Raw genomic sequence first — 16,725 nt, forward strand, 5'->3', positions numbered from 1 at the left:
GTGGATGATGGCGCATGTTTACGCGACGACAGGCCCCATCCGTGGTCCGCAAATCAGGCGGATCATGGTCTGTTCGGGCTGAAAATCGGCCAGCGCTCAGACTGTTCGGTCGCGGGGCACCGATCCTGCCAGCCTGGCTATGTTCGGCCGGGTTGCCTTGACCTGGCGAGTCGCGATGTAGGTCATGTACCGGTCGACCGGGAGATCAGCCTCCAGCATGTCCTGCATCAGCGCCTGGAAGGCCGACAGGGTCGGGCAGACCGTCTTCATCACGTAGTCCATGCCGCCACCGGTGGCGATGCATTCCGTGATCTCGTCCCGTCGGTTGACCCAGGCCTCGAACCGGTCGAAATCGGCCTTGCGGTGATGGGTCAGCGAGACCGTGACCATGACCTGCGTGAAATCGCAGACCCGGTGCAGCGCGATGTCGGCATGATACCCCTTGATGAAACCTGCCGCCTTCAGACGATCCAGCCTCGCCCAGCACGGCGTGGCCGAGATATTGACGATCTCGGACAGCCTGGTCTTGCTGAGCTGGCCGTGACTTTGAACGGCACTCAGGATCCGGATATCCGTGGCATCAAGGCCGAGCTTCTTCACCTGTCCGATACTTTCTCTGTTCCCGAATGAACCGGGCTGCCATGTCGTCGAAGCGGTCGCTAAACGACATTTAACGCCGATTTTCGGATCCGCGACAGGTTTTCCGACATGTCCCGGGCAACGAGCGGCACAGCGACTTGCCCGCCCAACCATCGCAGCCCTAGATGAAAGCGGCATAAATCCGGAGCAATAAGGGACGCCGGGCAGAGATACAGGTGTATGGCGGAGGGAACGGGACAGATGAGAACCGGTCCCGGAATGGCCGGCACTATTTGAACGGGTCGCGTTTCGTAGTCCGGGAACGCTATCCCCCCGGGACCTGCCGCTAGCCAAGGTCCTTTGACACTGCCCATCTGTATGCCGCCTTGCGACACGACACGTGATCAAAGGAGCAGCATGGCTCCGGGACAGGTTCCTTCGCGGCCTGCCCCGTCCGTGCCGCAGCACGCGACCCGCGCAGGGCCGCCAAGGTGGAGGCCCTCAGATGTCGAGCAAGTGCCGGATCGCAGAACGGTAGTTGGAGAACGTCGTGCTCCGGTTCACATGCCTGCCGCCCGAAACCACGTGCCGGCCGGCCGACCAGACATCGGTCACCACGTTGTCCTTGGCTGCGAAGGCCAGGCCGTCGAGAAGATTGTCTTGCGACAAGGCGCATAGCGCCGGCATCTGGCTGTCGATCGCCACGAGGTCGGCCAATTTGCCTGTCCTGATCTCACCGGCATCACGGTCGAGCGCCTGCGCGCCGCCGCGCGCGGCCGCCGTGTAGAGAAAATCTCCCACGGACCCCGCTCCGGACGTCATGACGTTGCGGCTCGTGTCGCGCAGGCGCTGAGAATATTCCAGGGTCCGCAGCTCCTCGGTCAGCGAAACATTGACGTTGGAATCCGAGCCGATCCCGAACCGCCCCCCGGCAGCCGCATAGTCCGGGCCGTTGAAAGGGCCATCGCCAAGGTTGGCTTCGGTGATCGGGCACAGGCCGGCGACGGCGCCCGCCCCGGCCATCGCCCGCGTTTCCGCCTGCGTCATGTGCGTGGCATGGATCAGGCACCAGCGTCCGTCGACCGGTTGGTTGTCAAGAAGCCATGCGACCGGCGTCGCGCCAAGCCAGGCCTCTATGTCGCGCACTTCCTGCGGTTGTTCGGCGATATGGATATGGATCGGCCCCTGACCGTGCGTCGTCATCATGCGCGACAGGTCTTCGGGGCATGTAGCGCGCAGGGAGTGGGGCGCAAAGCCGATGCGCGCATCCGGCGGCAGGTCGCGCAGGGCGGAGGCGGCACTGTCCGTCAGGCGCGCGAAGCTGTCGATGTCATTTCCGAACCGCCGTTGTCCGGCGGTCAGCTCGGCCTGCCCGGCTCCGCCGTAGGTATACAGGACGGGCAAATGGGTCAGCCCGATGCCCGTCTGGGCGGCGGCGGCGAAGATCCGTTCCGAGAGTTCGGCGATATTGTCGTAGGGCGCGCCGCCCGGCTGATGGTGGACATAGTGAAACTCTCCGACGCTGGCATAGCCCGCCTCCAGCATCTCGACATAGACCTGCGCGGCGATGGCCTCGATCTGATCTGGGGTCATCCGATCCATGAAGCGGTACATCAGGTCGCGCCAGGTCCAGAAACTGTCCCGGCCAGCCTGCCGGAATTCTGTCATGCCCGCCATGGCACGCTGGAAGGCGTGGCTGTGCAAGTTGCCCAGAGAGGGCAGCAGGGTGTCGACGCGCGTGTCACCCGCCTGGGGAGGGACATCCGTCTCGAGCCCCGAAATGGTCCCGGCATTGACGGTCAGACGGACGTTGACGGCCCAGCCGTCGGCCAGACGGGCCTGCCTCGCATGTATCACGGCCATATCTCCACTCTTATAGATTTTATGTCTAGACATATATAGCAGCGAACGGTAGGAGAAAAGCAGAATATGAAGGGAGCCTGCATGCCTGACGTGATCCAGCTAATGACCAACCTGACCGCCGTCACACTGACGGACGAGGCGCCCTACGGGCTGATCCGGGATGCGGCGATCGGCGTCGCGGGCGGCAGGATCATCTGGGTCGGCCGCCGCGAAGAGCTTCCGCAGGACATCGCAAAAAGCGACCCGGTCGACATGGGCGGCCGTCTTGTTACGCCAGGGCTGATCGATTGCCATACGCATCTGGTTCATGGCGGCAACCGCGCGGTCGAGTTCGAGATGCGGCTGAACGGGGCGAGCTACGAGGAGGTGGCGCGCGCTGGCGGAGGTATCGTTTCGACCGTCACGGCGACGCGGGCGGCAAACGAGGAAGCCCTGCTGCTGGATGCCCTTCGCCGGGCTGATGCTCTGATCGCCGAAGGCGTGACCACGCTTGAGATCAAGTCCGGCTACGGGCTGGATTTCGAAACCGAGCTGCGGATGCTGCGCGTCGCGCGTGCGGTGGCGGCCCGGCGTCCGGTGCGGGTGAAGACCTCGTTCCTGGGCGCGCATGCTGTGCCGGCGGAGTACAAGGGCCGCGAAGACGCCTATCTCGAAGAGATCTGCATCCCGGCCCTGCGCGCGGCCCAGGCCGAGGGACTGGTGGATGCGGTCGACGGCTTCTGCGAAGGCATCGCCTTTTCTCCGGCCCAGATCGCCCGCGTCTTCGACGTGGCGCAGGAGCTGGGCTTGCCGGTCAAGCTGCATGCCGAACAGCTGTCGAATCTCGGGGGGGCAGCGATGGCGGCGGGCTACGGCGCGCTCTCTGCCGATCATATCGAATATCTCGATGTACCCGGTGTGGCCGCGATGGCCAGGGCCGGCACCGTCGCGGTACTTCTGCCGGGGGCCTTCTACACGCTGCATGAAACGCAGGCTCCGCCGGTGCAGGCCCTGCGCGATCATGGCGTGCCCATCGCACTGGCCACCGATGCCAATCCCGGCTCCTCGCCGCTCACCTCGCTGCTTCTGACCATGAACATGGGCTGCACCCTGTTCCGACTGACGCCGGAAGAGGCCCTGCGCGGCGTCACCGTCAATGCCGCCCGTGCCCTAGGGCTGGCCGAGGTCGGCACCATCGCGCCGGGCCAGCGCGCAGACCTCGCGGTCTGGGATATCGAGCACCCGGCGGAACTGGCCTACCGAATTGGCTTCAACCCTCTGCATTCCCGCATTTTCGGAGATCCGGCATGACGTCCCTGACCCTGACACCCGGCGCAACAACCCTGTCCGACCTGGCCCGGATCTACGGCGAAGAGGCCGCCGTACGGCTCGACCCGGCGTGCCACGAGGACATCGCGCGCGCGGCAGCTAGGATCGAGGCGGCAGCCAATGGGGAATTGGCGGTCTACGGGGTCAACACGGGCTTCGGCAAACTTGCCTCCGTCAAGATCGCCGCCGCCGACACGGCGACCCTGCAACGCAACCTGATCCTGTCGCATTGCTGCGGTGTGGGTGAACCGATCTCGCGCCGCCATGCCCGGCTGATGATGGCGCTCAAGCTGTTGTCTCTCGGACGCGGCGCCTCGGGCGTGCGGCTGAAGCTGATCACGCTGATCGAAGAGATGCTGGCACGCGGCGTGACCCCGGTGATCCCGGTCCAGGGGTCCGTCGGCGCATCGGGCGACCTCGCGCCGCTCGCCCATATGGCCGCCGTCATGATGGGCCATGCCGAAGCCGTCTACGACGGGCAGACCCTGCCCGGCGCGGAAGCGTTGGCGCGGGCCGGCCTGGAGCCGGTTGAGCTGGGCGCCAAGGAAGGCCTGGCCCTGATCAACGGCACGCAGTTCTCGACCGCCTTCGCGCTGGCGGGGCTGTTCGATGCCTGGGCCGCGATGCAGGCGGCGCTTGTGACCTCGGCCATGTCGACCGATGCCATCATGGGCTCCACCGCTCCGCTTCAGCCTGAAATCCATACCCTGCGCGGCCATGCCGGCCAGATCGAGGCAGCGGCCACCATGCGGGCGCTTCTGGAAGACTCGGACATCCGCGAAAGCCACCGCGAGGGCGACACGCGCGTGCAGGATCCCTATTGCATCCGCTGCCAGCCGCAGGTGACCGGAGCGGCGATGGACATGTTGCGCATGGCCGGTCGCACACTGGAGATCGAGGCCAACGCCGCCACCGACAATCCGCTTGTCCTGACCGAGGCCGGGCTGATCGTTTCGGGCGGGAACTTCCATGCCGAGCCCGTGGGCTTTGCGGCCGACATGATCGCGCTCGCCGTGGCCGAGATCGGCGCCATCGCGCAGCGCCGCGTCGCGCTGATCGTCGACCCGACGCTGAGCTTCGACCTGCCACCATTCCTGACCCCGAATCCGGGGCTGAATTCCGGTCTGATGATCGCCGAGGTGACGACCGCCGCGCTGATGAGCGAGAACAAGCACCTCGCCAACCCCTGCGTGACGGACTCGACCCCCACCTCGGCCAACCAGGAGGACCACGTCAGCATGGCCGCGCATGGAGCGGTGCGGCTGGGCCGGATGGTCGCAAACCTCGAACGCATCCTGGGGGTCGAGCTGCTCTGTGCCGCCCAGGGGATCGAGTTTCGCGCCCCGCTCAGGACCAGCGCGCCCCTCGCCGCCGCCCTGGCGCGGTTGCGCGAGACGGTGCCGTCGGTGGTCGAAGACCGTTACATGGCCCCCGACCTCCAGCGCGCCGCCGAGCTTGTGAGACGCGGCGTCCTCCAGGGGGTCACGGGAATTGACATGCCGGAGCTGAATGCATGACCCCTGTCGAAATCACGCGCGGTGAAGGCCCTGTCGTTCTTGGCCTGCCACATACCGGCACCTGGGTTCCCGACGCGGTCATGGCCCGGCTGAACGATCGCGGGCGCGGGCTCGACGATACCGACTGGCACATCCATGCGCTGTACGACGGGCTGCTTCCGGGCGCCACGACAGTGCGCGCCACCTTCCACCGCTACGTCATCGATGCGAACCGCGATCCGACGGGGAAAAGCCTCTATCCCGGCCAGAACACCACCGGCCTCGTGCCGCTGACCGATTTCGACGGTCACGGTCTCTGGGACAGCGAGCCCACGCCCGATGAAATCGAGGCGCGACGCCTCACCTATCACGCGGCATATCATGCCGCCTTGCAGGTCGAGCTGGACCGCGTGCATGCGGAACACGGCGTGGCGATCCTCTACGATTGCCATTCGATCCGCAGCCGCATCCCCTTTCTCTTCGAGGGCCCGCTGCCGGACTTCAACATCGGCACCAATGGCGGCACGACCTGCGATCCGGCGATCGAGGCCGCGGTCAGGGAAATCTGCGAACAGGCCCAGGGATACACCAGCGTCCTCAACGGGCGTTTCAAGGGTGGCTGGACCACCCGCCACTACGGGCGACCCGCCGAGGGCTATCACGCCATTCAGATGGAACTGGCGCAACCGGCCTACCTGACCTCGGAAGCCGCGCCCTGGGATATGGACCGGGCCAAAGCAGACAGGCTTCGCGTCCACCTTTCCGACATCCTGTCCAAACTGGCCGATCTGGCCCCGACCCTTGGAGGCAAATGATGACCAATCCCCGTCACAACATCCGCGACGTCTTTCCCGCCACCGGCACGGACATCACAGCAAAGAGCTGGCTGACCGAAGCGCCGATGCGGATGCTGATGAACAACCTGCACCCTGACGTGGCCGAAAACCCGCATGAGCTTGTGGTCTACGGCGGCATCGGCCGTGCCGCGCGCACATGGGCCGATTTCGACACCATCGTCGCAAGCCTCAAGGAGCTGGAAGACGATCAGACCCTGCTGGTCCAGTCAGGCAAGCCCGTCGGCGTGTTCCGCACCCACAAGGACGCGCCGCGCGTTCTGATCGCGAATTCGAACCTGGTGCCGAACTGGGCGAACTGGAAGCATTTCAACGAGTTGGACAAGAAGGGCCTGGCGATGTACGGCCAGATGACCGCGGGGTCCTGGATCTACATCGGCAGCCAGGGCATCGTTCAGGGCACCTACGAGACATTCGTCGAGGCCGGACGCCAGCACTATGGCGGTGACCTGACGGGACGCTGGATCCTCACTGGCGGCCTCGGTGGCATGGGCGGCGCGCAGCCGCTGGCCGCCGTGATGGCCGGGGCCTGCTGCCTGGCTGTGGAATGCGACGAAACCCGCGCCGATTTCCGGCTGCGCACGCGCTACGTGGACGAAAAGACAGATTCGATCGACACGGCGCTGGAGATGATCGACCGCTGGACCAAGGCGGGCGAGGCGAAATCCGTGGCGCTGATCGGCAATGCGGCGGATGTCTTCCCCGAGCTGGTCAAGCGCGGCGTTCGCCCCGACATCGTGACCGACCAGACCTCGGCCCACGACCCGATCCACGGCTACCTGCCTCAGGGCTGGAGCGTTGCCGAATGGCGCGAGAAACAGGAAAGCGACCCCGACGCCGTGGAAAAGGCCGCGCGCGCCTCGATGAAAACCCATGTCGCGGCCATGGTTGCCTTCTGGAACGCGGGTCTGCCGACGCTCGATTACGGCAACAACATCCGCCAGGTGGCGCTGGAAGAGGGGCTGGAGACCGCCTTTGCCTTTCCCGGCTTCGTGCCCGCCTATATCCGGCCGCTGTTCTGCCGGGGCATCGGCCCGTTCCGCTGGGCGGCCCTGTCGGGCGATCCCGAGGATATCTATCGCACCGATGCCAAGGTGAAGGAGCTGGTGGATGACCCGCACCTGCACAACTGGCTCGACATGGCGCGGGACCGCATCAGCTTCCAGGGTCTACCCGCTCGGATCTGCTGGGTTGGCCTTGGCGTGCGCCACAAGCTGGGCCTGGCCTTCAACGAGATGGTTCGCAACGGCGAGCTGAAGGCGCCGGTGGTGATCGGCCGCGACCACCTGGACAGCGGTTCCGTCGCTTCGCCCAACCGCGAGACGGAGGCGATGAAGGACGGTTCGGACGCCGTGTCCGACTGGCCGCTGCTGAACGCTCTTCTGAACACCGCATCCGGCGCAACCTGGGTGTCGCTGCATCATGGCGGCGGCGTCGGCATGGGCTTCTCCCAGCATTCGGGCATGGTCATCTGTTGCGACGGCACCGAGGACGCAGACCGTCGCCTGGCCAACGTGCTGTGGAACGATCCGGCGACCGGCGTCATGCGCCATGCCGATGCCGGTTACGACATCGCCAAGGATTGCGCGCGGGAACACGGTCTGAACCTGCCGGGTATCCTCTGACCGTTCCTCTGACGCGGCGCACCCCGCGCCGCGTCAATATCTGGTCGTCATCCTGTGGCCCCGCCGGTACGTGAGCCGCACGAACGTGATCGCCGTTTCCTTGAGCCAGGTCGTGCGCTCGGTGCGGAACAGCGCATTCCCGGCGAAGCATCCCATGTGATCGGCAAGATCCTGTGTCGCTTCCACCGCCATGAAGCTGATCTCGGCATTCGAGAACGGAACTTCCGCAAGCAGCCATTCATTCGGTCCGTTCGCGGAGAAATCTGCCTCCAGAACCGCCGGAACGATCTCGGGGTTTATCCAACGTTCCTCATGCTGATAGGGGATGCCGTCGGCCCAATGCATGCAGACCACGCGCACCACCTCTTGTCCCGGCTTCAACGCAAGCCGTCCGCGCAGCCAGTCCGGCACGTCCTGCAACGTCCTGTCGATCAGGGCGTAACGGTACTCGGAGCCCTTCGATTCAATCTCTTCCCTCACGATCGGGATCGAAAAGCGGGCCTGCCGGATCGGAGCCTTCCGAACCCGCGTCCCCGCCTTGCGTTTGCGTTCGACGATTCCCTCGTCCGCCAGTTCCCGCATCGCCCGATTGACCGTGGCCCGGGCGCATCCGTACCGTTCCGCAAGGTCCATTTCGTTCGGCATCAAGGTCCCTGGCGCCATGATGCCCTGAGCGATCTTGTCCAGAAGGTCCGCTTTTACATCCTTGAAGGTCACGGTCATTGGCACTGCTCCCTATACACGTCAGCCAATCTAACCAACAGACCAACCAAACTATCCGACTTCGGGTATACAGCTGACTGCAAACCCCGTTAGGGATATACATAAGTGTATAAGAGCAGACAATAGAACCCGATCGTCTCACCAATTCTCAAGATAATATTGTGCCGCCTCGCCATGGGGATCCTGACGCTTCTGATCATAAGCGTCTTGATTTTTTCGGCCATCGAACTGTTGCCGGGTGACATCGCGACGGAAACGCTTGGCCAATCCGCCACCGAAGAGACCGTCGCTGCGTTCCGCAAGCGCTTCAACCTGAACGGACCGGTTCACATGCGCTACCTGGAATGGCTGGGCAATGCGCTTCGGGGCGATTTCGGGGTATCCCTGTCCAATCAGCGGCCGATCTCTGAATTGATCGCCGCGCGCGCCGGCAACACCTTCTTTCTGGCGGGCTATGCCGCCCTGATCTCGGTGCCGCTGGCCATTGTTCTGGGCATGCTGGCTGCGCTCTACCGCAATTCGATCTTCGACAAATCCGTTTCGGGCGCCACGCTCGCGGCGATCTCCTTCCCCGAGTTTTTCGTCGCGTACATCCTCGTCCTGCTGTTTTCCGTCATCTTCGGCTGGTTCCCGAGCCTCGCAAACGTCGACGTCACGACAAGCCTGGCCGAACGTCTCTACCGGACCTTCCTGCCCGCCCTGACCCTGATCGTCGTGGCGCACATGATGCGGATGACCCGCGCCGCGATCATTAACCTGCTGGCGCTTCCCTATGTCGAGATGGCGCATCTCAAGGGGATGCGGCGGTGGCGGGTCATAGCGATCCATGCAATGCCGAACGCCATCGCGCCCATCGTCAACGTGGTGGCCTTGAACCTCGCCTACCTGTTTGTCGGCGTCGTGCTGGTCGAAGTGGTCTTCGTCTAGCCGGGGCTCGGGCAGCTTCTGGTGGATGCGGTGTCCAACCGTGACGTGCCCATCGTGCAGGCCGCCTGCCTTATCTTTGCGTCCACGTACATCCTTCTGAACATGGCCGCCGACATCCTGTCGATCATCGCCAAACCCCGTCTGCTGCACCCGAGGTAACCGCCGATGATGCCGTTCGTTAGAAAACTTGGTGACGCGCCGCAGATGGCGGCCATCAACGCCTACGAAAAATCCGGCCTGCCCGAGGCACCAACGCTCTGGATCGAGCTTTCCGGTTCCGAGGCGACCGTGAGCCACGACGCCGAAGTGCTTCAAGAGCTGGTTCAGGACGCCGGCGCGACACGAATGGACCTCGCTCGGAATGCAGACGCGGCTTCCGCTCTCTGGCGCATCCGGCACTCCGCACTTTATGCGTCCCGCGCGTTGCGCCCGGGCATAAATGGCCTGTCGACCGATGTCTGCGTTCCGGTCTCCGCCCTGCCGGACTGCATCGAAGGCATCCGCAAGGTTGTCGAGACGACCTCGCTCAAGGCGCCGTTGATCGGCCATGTGGCGACGGCAACTTTCACATGGTCCTTCTCTTCGATCCCGAGGATCCCGCGGAAACCGCCGAAGGGCGCCGCATCAACGCCGCCCTGATCGAGCTGGCCCTGTCGCTTGGCGGCACCAGCACCGGCGAACACGGCGTCGGCCTGGGCAAGAAAGCCAACATGGAAGCCGAACACGGCACCGCACTGGATTTGATGCGCGATCTGAAACGCTGCATCGACCCCGCGAACATCATGAACCCCGGAAAGATCTTTGATCTTTGACCAGAGGACACCACGATGAACTCCGACCTGATCCGTCCAGAAATCGCGGCGCTGCCGACCTATAATGCCGGCATGGCCCTGGACAGGTTCCGCGCGCATTACGGTATCGACTGCCTGGCCAAGCTGGACAGCAACGAAAATTCCGCGGGCCCCTGCCCCGGTGTCGTCGAGGCGCTCCGCGAAGAAGCATACGGCATCGCGCGTTACCCGGACGCAGGCAATGGCGCCCTGCGCGAGGAACTGGCCGCCGCGACCGGCTCGGCCGCCGTCAGGGTCATCATCGGGAACGGGTCGGAAGACCTCATCGGGGCGGTGTTTCGCACCGTTCTGCGCCCGGGCGATCAAGTCGTCACGATCTGGCCCAGCTTCGGCCTGCATGAATTCGGCGCCCTTGCCATGGGCGCGCATGTCACCAAGGTGCCGTTCAACGACGATTGGACCTTTCCGCTCCAGGGCATGATCGGTGCCATGGCGGACGAGGCGCCGCGCGTGCTGATCCTTTCCTCTCCCAGCAATCCCGCAGGCCCCGCGATCTCGGCGGCAGAGTTCGACGCCCTGCTGACCGCCACACCGGCCGGGACGCTCGTCGTGTTCGACGAAGCCTATCTGGAGTATCTCGATACCGCCGCCCGGTTCGACGCAATGGCGCGGCTGGCCGCCGGTCACAACCCCTGGCTCATCCTTCGCACCTTCTCCAAGGCCTATGGCCTGGCCGGGATCAGGATTGGCCATGGTATCGGCTGCTGCCCGGATCTGGTTGCCCAGATGATGAAAACGCGCAATCCCTTTGGCGTCAACGCGCTGGCGGTTGCCGCCGCGCGGGCCGCGATGCGCGATACCGACCACCTTGCCCATTCGGTGAAACTTGCCGCCGACGGACGCGCACGGATGGCCAGGTCTCTGGCTGAGGCAGGTTATGCCTGCGCACCGACCCAAACCAACTTCGTGTTCTTTGACACGGATTAGTTGGCGACCGACTTCGCAGAGGCGCTCAGGCACAAGGGCGTACTGATCAAGCCCTGGCCAGAAGCCCCCTACACAAGCTGGGCACGGGCCACCGTCGGTACGGCGGAAGCCCCCCGACGGCCTCGGTGTCGCGCAGCACTTCGTGGTTGACGCCGCCACCGTTCTTCCAAGACGCCGTCGTGAAGTCTTCAGGCCTTACGATATGGAACATTGCGTTGCGCTCCTGTCTTTTGGGCGTCCGCTTCGGCGCCGAAACGGAGACGAGATCGTGTCGAACGGCCCGGCCCTCCAGGGAACCGGGCCACGCCATCAGGTTTCCGGCGGAGGGGTCGCCGCGGGCGCGCCCATGCTCATGGCAACTTCAGGACCGCCATATCCCCGGACCATCTCATCCTGATCGGCAAAGGCGCGATCATTCGTTTCCGCCGGATCGCAGATCGCGCGGAGCTCGGCGGAGAGGTCCGCCAGTATCGCCTCGCAGGCCGGATCAGCGGCGCGGCTGGTCGTCTCCTCGGGATCGGCCTCAAGGTCGAAAAGTTCCGGCTCGAACCCTTGGTAGTGGATGAGCTTCCACCGCCCCTTGCGCAACATGAAAGCGCCCGTCACGGCGCCGACGGCGTGGTACTCGGAAAACACCACGCGGTCCGGCTCCTGCTCCTGCGTGGCGATGTCGAAAAGGTCTCGTCCCGGGCGATCACCCTCCAGCACCGCTCCGAAATGGTCGAGGATGGTCTGCGACACATCAAGCAGGCTCACCGGAGTGGCGCAGGTACCGGGTGCGATGCCCGGCCCGGCGACGATCAATGGCACGGCGACAGATTCCTCGTAGAGGTTCCCCTTGCCCCACAGGCCGCGCGCCCCGACGTTGTCCCCGTGGTCCGAGCTGTAGATCACGGTGGTGTCCTCAAGCTGACCATTGGCCTCGAGCGCATCCATCAGGCGGCCGATATTGTCGTCGAGGAACGTGCAGAGCGCGAAATAGCAGGCCGCAGCCAGCTTGCGCTCGTCGTGATCCTTGAACCCGCTGTCGGCGACCATCGCAGCATTCTGCTTCTGGATCCAGGGATGGTTTTCGAACCCGTCCATCGTATGAAGCTTGAACGGCGGCAGATCGTCCAGCGGATACATGTCCAGGTATTCCTGCGGGACGATCAGCGGGAAATGCGGCGCGACGAGGCCCACATAGAGACACCACGGATCGGAGCTTGTGGCCGCGTCCTTCAGCCAGTCCTCGGTTCGGCTGACAACGGCCTTGTCGTAGCGCGTGTAATTGCTGTCGCCCGGTCCGATGTAGGACCCCAGCATCCTCGTATCCGTGCGCACCCGCTCCTCCTCGCGCCGGAGCGAGCCCCAGACCATACCGACCCCGTCCGCCACCTGCATCGGGATATGCACGACATCGAAGCCTGCCGGATCCTCGTTGCTGCGGTAGTGCAGTTTGCCGATGGATTCGACACGGATGCCCTTGTCCTGCAGCGCGTGCCCCAGCCGCGCGGCTTGCCCGCGTAGGGCATCGCGTTGTCCCACAGCCGAATGTCATGCACACACCGCCCCGAGGCGAGCGACGCGCGGGGCGGGCGCGCAAATCGGACAGGGCGTATAGGCATCCATAAAGCGGATCCCGCGCGCGGCCAGCTTGTCGAGGTTCGGGGTCTTCACCATCCGATGCCCGGCGCAGGACAAGGCCCGTGACTGGTGTTCGTCGGACAGGATAAAAAGCAGGTTCCTGGACCGGTTCAATCGACATTTCCTTTCGGGAGTTCGGTGGCTTCGGCGGCGTGGCTGAGCTTCGAAAGCGCGGAACGGATGACCCGGCGTTCCTCGGGCGCGAGCGCTTGCATGAGGTGATCGTTCCGAGCTTCCAGAACCGGAGCCAGGCGCTCGTGCACAGCGCGGCCCGCATCTGTAAGCGACACCCGCAGTTGACGGCCATCGGTGGGAAGATCCGTGACACTCAGCAGGCCGCGTTCCTGCAACTGATTGACTGTCTTGGAGAATTGACTCTTGTCAAAACCCAGTACCTTGCGCAGCGCGGTGGATCCCTCCGGCGCTCCCAATCCGAGCACGCGCACGATACGCCATTGCGGCAGCGTCAGATCACCGTGACGGGCGATCAGCGCACGGCCCTGGGCGTCGATTTTCATTGCCAGCTGATGGATCAGCAGGCTCAGAGGAAGCCCTGACCGAAAATCGGCGGTCTCGGTGTCCTGGTCCAGTTTGCCCTGAGGCATGTCGCAACTCCTTCGGCGCTCTCGCCTCCTTCTTTTTGGTGGACATGTCGACGAAAATTCCCTGCCGAGAACGGCGGACACTCCATCGCCTGATCGTGTGGGCGGTGTCAGACAAGTTCGAACGGGGTAATCCCCCGCAAAAATGGAGGGATGACCCTGAACCCTTGAAAGCCCGCTGGAGAGACTGGAACGGAGATTGCCGCATAGACGCGTCAGAACATGCGTCTCCGAACTCGGAGCACATGCGCAAGCGACGCAAAAGGCCGCAAAAATCAGAAGGGAAGAGGACACCTGGGCCGAGACCCAGCGTGTGGCGGGGAGACAGGGATTCGAACCCTGGGATGGCTCTCACCATCAACGGTTTTCAAGACCGCCGCATTCGACCACTCTGCCACCTCCCCGGACCGGCGTCCGGTGCCGGGGGGTTTAGCCGCTGTGACGCCGACAGGCAAGGGATCAGACCACCCCGGACCGCCCCCGCGAACGGCACGAGCGCCACACAGGGCGCGGAGAATTCTCAGGCGTGATTCGCGAGAGCCTTTTCAGATCCCTCCGCGCCATGTATCCTTGCCGAAACCCCAATCCGGGCGCCACGATCCGGGCGGGGAAGGAGCGCGACAACAGCGCCGATACGGGCAAAGGCAGAGCATGATGGATCTCACCACCAAGGCCGCGGGCATGGCCCGTGCATTTGCAATCGGGGCCGCCGGTCTGGGCCTCGCCGGGTGCTCGGAGTTCCCGAGCCTCAACCTCGTCAACGACTCGGCCAAGGCCGCGCAGGGCCAGACGCAGACCGAAACCACGCTGATAGAACGCGACGTCGAGGCGCCCGAGGTCTTCTCGGTCACCGAATCCGGGCTTTGGGACGGGCGGCCGTCCCTTGGCGGCGTCTGGGTCGCGCATCCCGATGTGGGCGAGCCGGAGCGCGTGATCATCCGCAACACCTCCAACGGCAAGTTCGTCATCGGCGCGCTCTTCCGCCGGGAACGGGACATTCCCGGTCCGCGGCTGCAGGCGTCCTCGGATGCCGCCGCCGCGCTTGGCATGCTGGCCGGCGCACCGGTGGAGCTGAACGTCACCGCCCTGCGCCGGGAGGAGGCCACACCCGATCCGCTGACCGAAGAAGTCGTCGAGGCCGAGGAGCTGGCCGCCGTTGCCGCCGTCGAGGCGACCGAGCTGGACGCGGTCGCGGCGCTGGAGGCCGGCGAAGAGACGCCGAGCGCGGCCGCGCCGGAAACCGTGATTGCCGTAGCGGCGCCTGCCACTGCGACACCAGCGGCTGTGGCCTCCAACCTGGACAAACCCTATATCCAGATCGGTATCTTCTCGGTCGAGGCCAATGCCAACCGCGCTGCAGACACGATGCGGGGCGACGGGCTTGTGCCGACGGTTTACAAAGAGGAAGCGAACGGGAAAACATTTTGGCGAGTCGTCGTCGGCCCGGCCGCCACGCGGTCGGAGCGCTCGGCGCTGATGAAGCAGATCAAGAACACCGGGTTCACGGACGCCTACGCCGTGAACGACTAACGAAAGGACTTCGCCTTGCGCCTTCTCTCGGTCCTGGCCGCCTGCCTTCTCTGCCTGGCCGCCCTGCCCGCCCAGGCCTTCGACACCTCCGCCCGCGCGGCCTATGTGCTCGACCAGACGACAGGCACCGTGCTGCTGTCGAAGAACGCGGACGAGCCCCTGCCGCCGGCGTCGATGTCGAAGCTGATGACGCTTTACGTCACCTTCGAGGCGATCCGCGACGGGCGTCTGGGCCTGGACGAACGCCTGCCCGTGTCGGAACACGCGATGAGCTACAAGGGCTCGACCATGTTCCTGGACACCACCGACCGGGTCCGGGTCGAGGACCTGCTGCGCGGCGTGATCGTCAATTCCGGCAATGATGCCTGCGTCGTGCTGGCCGAGGCGCTCAGCCCCGACGGGACCGAGGCCGGCTTTGCCCGCTTCATGACCACCCGCGCGCGGCAAATGGGGATGGACAATTCCACCTTCATGAACTCGAACGGCTGGCCGCAGGCCGGGCACCGGATGTCGGTCAAGGACCTGGCCATCGTGGCGCAGCGCATCATCGAGGATTTCCCCGAATTCTACCCGATGTTCGCCGAGACCGAGTTCGCCTTCGACGGCCGCGCGCCGCAGAACATCCGCAACCGCAACCCGCTGCTCAGCCTCGACATCGGCGCTGACGGGCTCAAGACCGGCCACACCCAGGAAGCCGGCTATGGCCTCGTGGGGTCTGCCCGGCAGGGCGACCGCCGCGTCATCTTCGTGATCACCGGGCTCGACAGCGAACGCGCCCGCGCCGAGGAATCCGAGGCCATCGTGAACTGGTCCTTCCGCCATTTCGCCGAGAAGACCATTGCCAAGCAGGGCGTGCCCGTGGAACGGGCCGAGGTCTGGATGGGCGGCGCCCCCTCGGTCGGTCTCGTGCCGAACGAGGACTGGACCGTGCTGCTGCCGATCCTGCAAAGCGGCGACCTGGAGGGCGAAGTCGTCTATGTCGGCCCCGTCGACGCCCCCGTCGAGAAGGGCCAGCAGCTGGCCGAACTGGTGGTCCGCCCCGACGGCCTGCCCGAAATGACCCTGCCGCTGGTGGCCGATGCGGATGTGCCCTCGGGCGGGTTCATGGTCCGCGTCACCGCCGCGGCCAATGCATTGATCAAGAAATGGCTCAGCCCCGACGCCGCGACCTGAAACGGTCCGGGCTTTTCGTCACCTTCGAAGGGATAGACGGCTCCGGCAAATCGACCCAGGCGCGCCTGCTGGCCGAGGCCTTGCGCGCGCGCGGCCACCAGGTCGTGCTGACGCGCGAACCGGGCGGATCGCCCGGCGCCGAGGAGATCCGCGCGCTTGTGCTGGAAGGCGATCCGGACCGCTGGTCGGCCGAGACCGAGCTGCTTCTGTTCACCGCCGCGCGACGCGACCACATGGAACGCACGATCTGGCCCGCGCTGAAGGCCGGCGCCGTGGTGATCTGCGACCGCTTCGCCGACAGCACGCGCATGTACCAGGGCCTGTCACGCGGACAGCTGCGCCCGATGGTCGACAAGCTGCACGACATGATGATCGGGGACGAACCCGACGTGACCCTGCTGATCGACATGGATCCCGAAACCGGCCTGTCGCGCGCCCGCGGGCGCCGGGGCCACGAGGAACGGTTCGAGGATTTCGGGCTGGACCTGCAGACCCGTATGCGCGAAGGCTTCCTTGACCTCGCCGCCGAATTCCCGACCCGGTTCCGCGTCGTCGACGGCAACCGCGCCGAAGAGACGGTCGCCGCCGAGATCCGCGGCCTGATCGCCCCGGAACTGGCGCCGGATCCCGCCTGAACCCGA

General features: G+C 65.0%; 12 protein-coding genes, 1 tRNA gene and 3 pseudogenes. 10 read left to right on the plus strand and 6 right to left on the minus strand.

What is annotated here, in order from left to right; translation table 11 throughout:
• Positions 1-96 precede the first annotated feature (96 nt).
• Entirely contained in the window at positions 97-600 is a 504-nt protein-coding gene (locus tag ATO3_RS09735; protein ID WP_088649654.1) for an Lrp/AsnC family transcriptional regulator, read from the minus strand.
• A gap of 480 nt (positions 601-1,080) precedes the next feature.
• Complete coding sequence (locus ATO3_RS09740; protein ID WP_088649655.1) at positions 1,081-2,442, minus strand: formimidoylglutamate deiminase; 1,362 nt, start codon at positions 2,440-2,442, stop codon at positions 1,081-1,083.
• A gap of 81 nt (positions 2,443-2,523) precedes the next feature.
• Here ATO3_RS09740 and hutI point away from each other — a divergent pair, with 81 nt between their 5' ends.
• Genes hutI through hutU form a run of 4 tightly spaced genes read left to right on the plus strand, consistent with a single transcriptional unit; the run spans position 2,524 to position 7,725 of the window.
• A complete protein-coding gene (hutI, locus tag ATO3_RS09745; RefSeq protein WP_088649656.1) occupies positions 2,524-3,732 on the plus strand; it encodes an imidazolonepropionase in 1,209 nt (402 codons plus the stop codon).
• Positions 3,729-5,267, plus strand: coding sequence for a histidine ammonia-lyase (hutH, locus tag ATO3_RS09750; RefSeq protein ID WP_088649657.1), 1,539 nt, complete (start codon positions 3,729-3,731; stop codon positions 5,265-5,267). Before hutI ends, hutH begins: the two co-directional genes overlap by 4 nt.
• Positions 5,264-6,061 carry an N-formylglutamate deformylase gene (hutG, locus tag ATO3_RS09755; RefSeq protein WP_088649658.1) on the plus strand — a complete coding sequence of 266 codons (798 nt, stop codon included), beginning with the start codon at positions 5,264-5,266 and terminating at the stop codon, positions 6,059-6,061. The genes hutH and hutG overlap by 4 nt, the downstream gene beginning before the upstream one ends.
• Positions 6,061-7,725: a urocanate hydratase gene (gene hutU / locus ATO3_RS09760; protein ID WP_088649659.1), complete on the plus strand. Its 1,665-nt coding sequence runs from the start codon at positions 6,061-6,063 to the stop codon at positions 7,723-7,725. The genes hutG and hutU overlap by 1 nt, the downstream gene beginning before the upstream one ends.
• Positions 7,726-7,758: 33 nt before the next feature.
• On the opposite strand, the gene ATO3_RS09765 is transcribed toward hutU, so the two are convergent.
• Positions 7,759-8,448: a GntR family transcriptional regulator gene (locus tag ATO3_RS09765; RefSeq protein ID WP_088649660.1), complete on the minus strand. Its 690-nt coding sequence runs from the start codon at positions 8,446-8,448 to the stop codon at positions 7,759-7,761.
• A 132-nt stretch (positions 8,449-8,580) separates the two neighbouring features.
• Here ATO3_RS09765 and ATO3_RS09770 point away from each other — a divergent pair.
• The 3 genes and pseudogenes from ATO3_RS09770 (at position 8,581) to ATO3_RS09785 (ending at position 11,153) form a co-directional block, all read left to right on the plus strand.
• A pseudogene (locus ATO3_RS09770) lies at positions 8,581-9,534 on the plus strand (ABC transporter permease).
• A gap of 45 nt (positions 9,535-9,579) precedes the next feature.
• Positions 9,580-10,187, plus strand: a pseudogene (locus ATO3_RS29130) (FAD-linked oxidase C-terminal domain-containing protein).
• A 15-nt stretch (positions 10,188-10,202) separates the two neighbouring features.
• Positions 10,203-11,153 (plus strand): aminotransferase class I/II-fold pyridoxal phosphate-dependent enzyme, encoded by a 951-nt coding sequence (locus tag ATO3_RS09785; protein ID WP_088649663.1) that lies wholly within the window; start codon positions 10,203-10,205, stop codon positions 11,151-11,153.
• 309 nt (positions 11,154-11,462) lie between these two features.
• Here the strand turns inward: ATO3_RS09785 and ATO3_RS29140 are convergent.
• The 3 genes and pseudogenes from ATO3_RS29140 to ATO3_RS09805 all read right to left on the minus strand — a co-directional run bounded on the left by ATO3_RS29140 (position 11,463) and on the right by ATO3_RS09805 (position 13,785).
• Positions 11,463-12,893, minus strand: a pseudogene (locus ATO3_RS29140) (sulfatase-like hydrolase/transferase).
• Entirely contained in the window at positions 12,890-13,384 is a 495-nt protein-coding gene (locus ATO3_RS09800; RefSeq protein ID WP_088649665.1) for a MarR family winged helix-turn-helix transcriptional regulator, read from the minus strand. Before ATO3_RS09800 ends, ATO3_RS29140 begins: the two are co-directional and overlap by 4 nt.
• A 311-nt stretch (positions 13,385-13,695) precedes the next feature.
• A tRNA-Ser gene (locus ATO3_RS09805) sits at positions 13,696-13,785 on the minus strand.
• Between the two features lie 247 nt (positions 13,786-14,032).
• On the opposite strand from ATO3_RS09805, the gene ATO3_RS09810 reads away from it, so the two are divergent.
• Genes ATO3_RS09810 through tmk form a run of 3 tightly spaced genes read left to right on the plus strand, consistent with a single transcriptional unit; the run spans position 14,033 to position 16,719 of the window.
• Positions 14,033-14,911, plus strand: a complete 879-nt coding sequence (locus ATO3_RS09810) for an SPOR domain-containing protein (RefSeq protein ID WP_088649666.1) — start codon at positions 14,033-14,035, stop codon at positions 14,909-14,911.
• 15 nt (positions 14,912-14,926) lie between these two features.
• Complete coding sequence (locus tag ATO3_RS09815; protein WP_088649667.1) at positions 14,927-16,084, plus strand: D-alanyl-D-alanine carboxypeptidase family protein; 1,158 nt, start codon at positions 14,927-14,929, stop codon at positions 16,082-16,084.
• Entirely contained in the window at positions 16,057-16,719 is a 663-nt protein-coding gene (gene tmk / locus ATO3_RS09820; RefSeq protein ID WP_088649668.1) for a dTMP kinase, read from the plus strand. Before ATO3_RS09815 ends, tmk begins: the two co-directional genes overlap by 28 nt.
• The last annotated feature ends 6 nt before the right edge of the window (positions 16,720-16,725 follow it).

Origin of the sequence: Marinibacterium profundimaris (assembly GCF_002210095.1) — a bacterium.
Taxonomy (GTDB): Bacteria; Pseudomonadota; Alphaproteobacteria; order Rhodobacterales; family Rhodobacteraceae; genus Marinibacterium; species Marinibacterium profundimaris.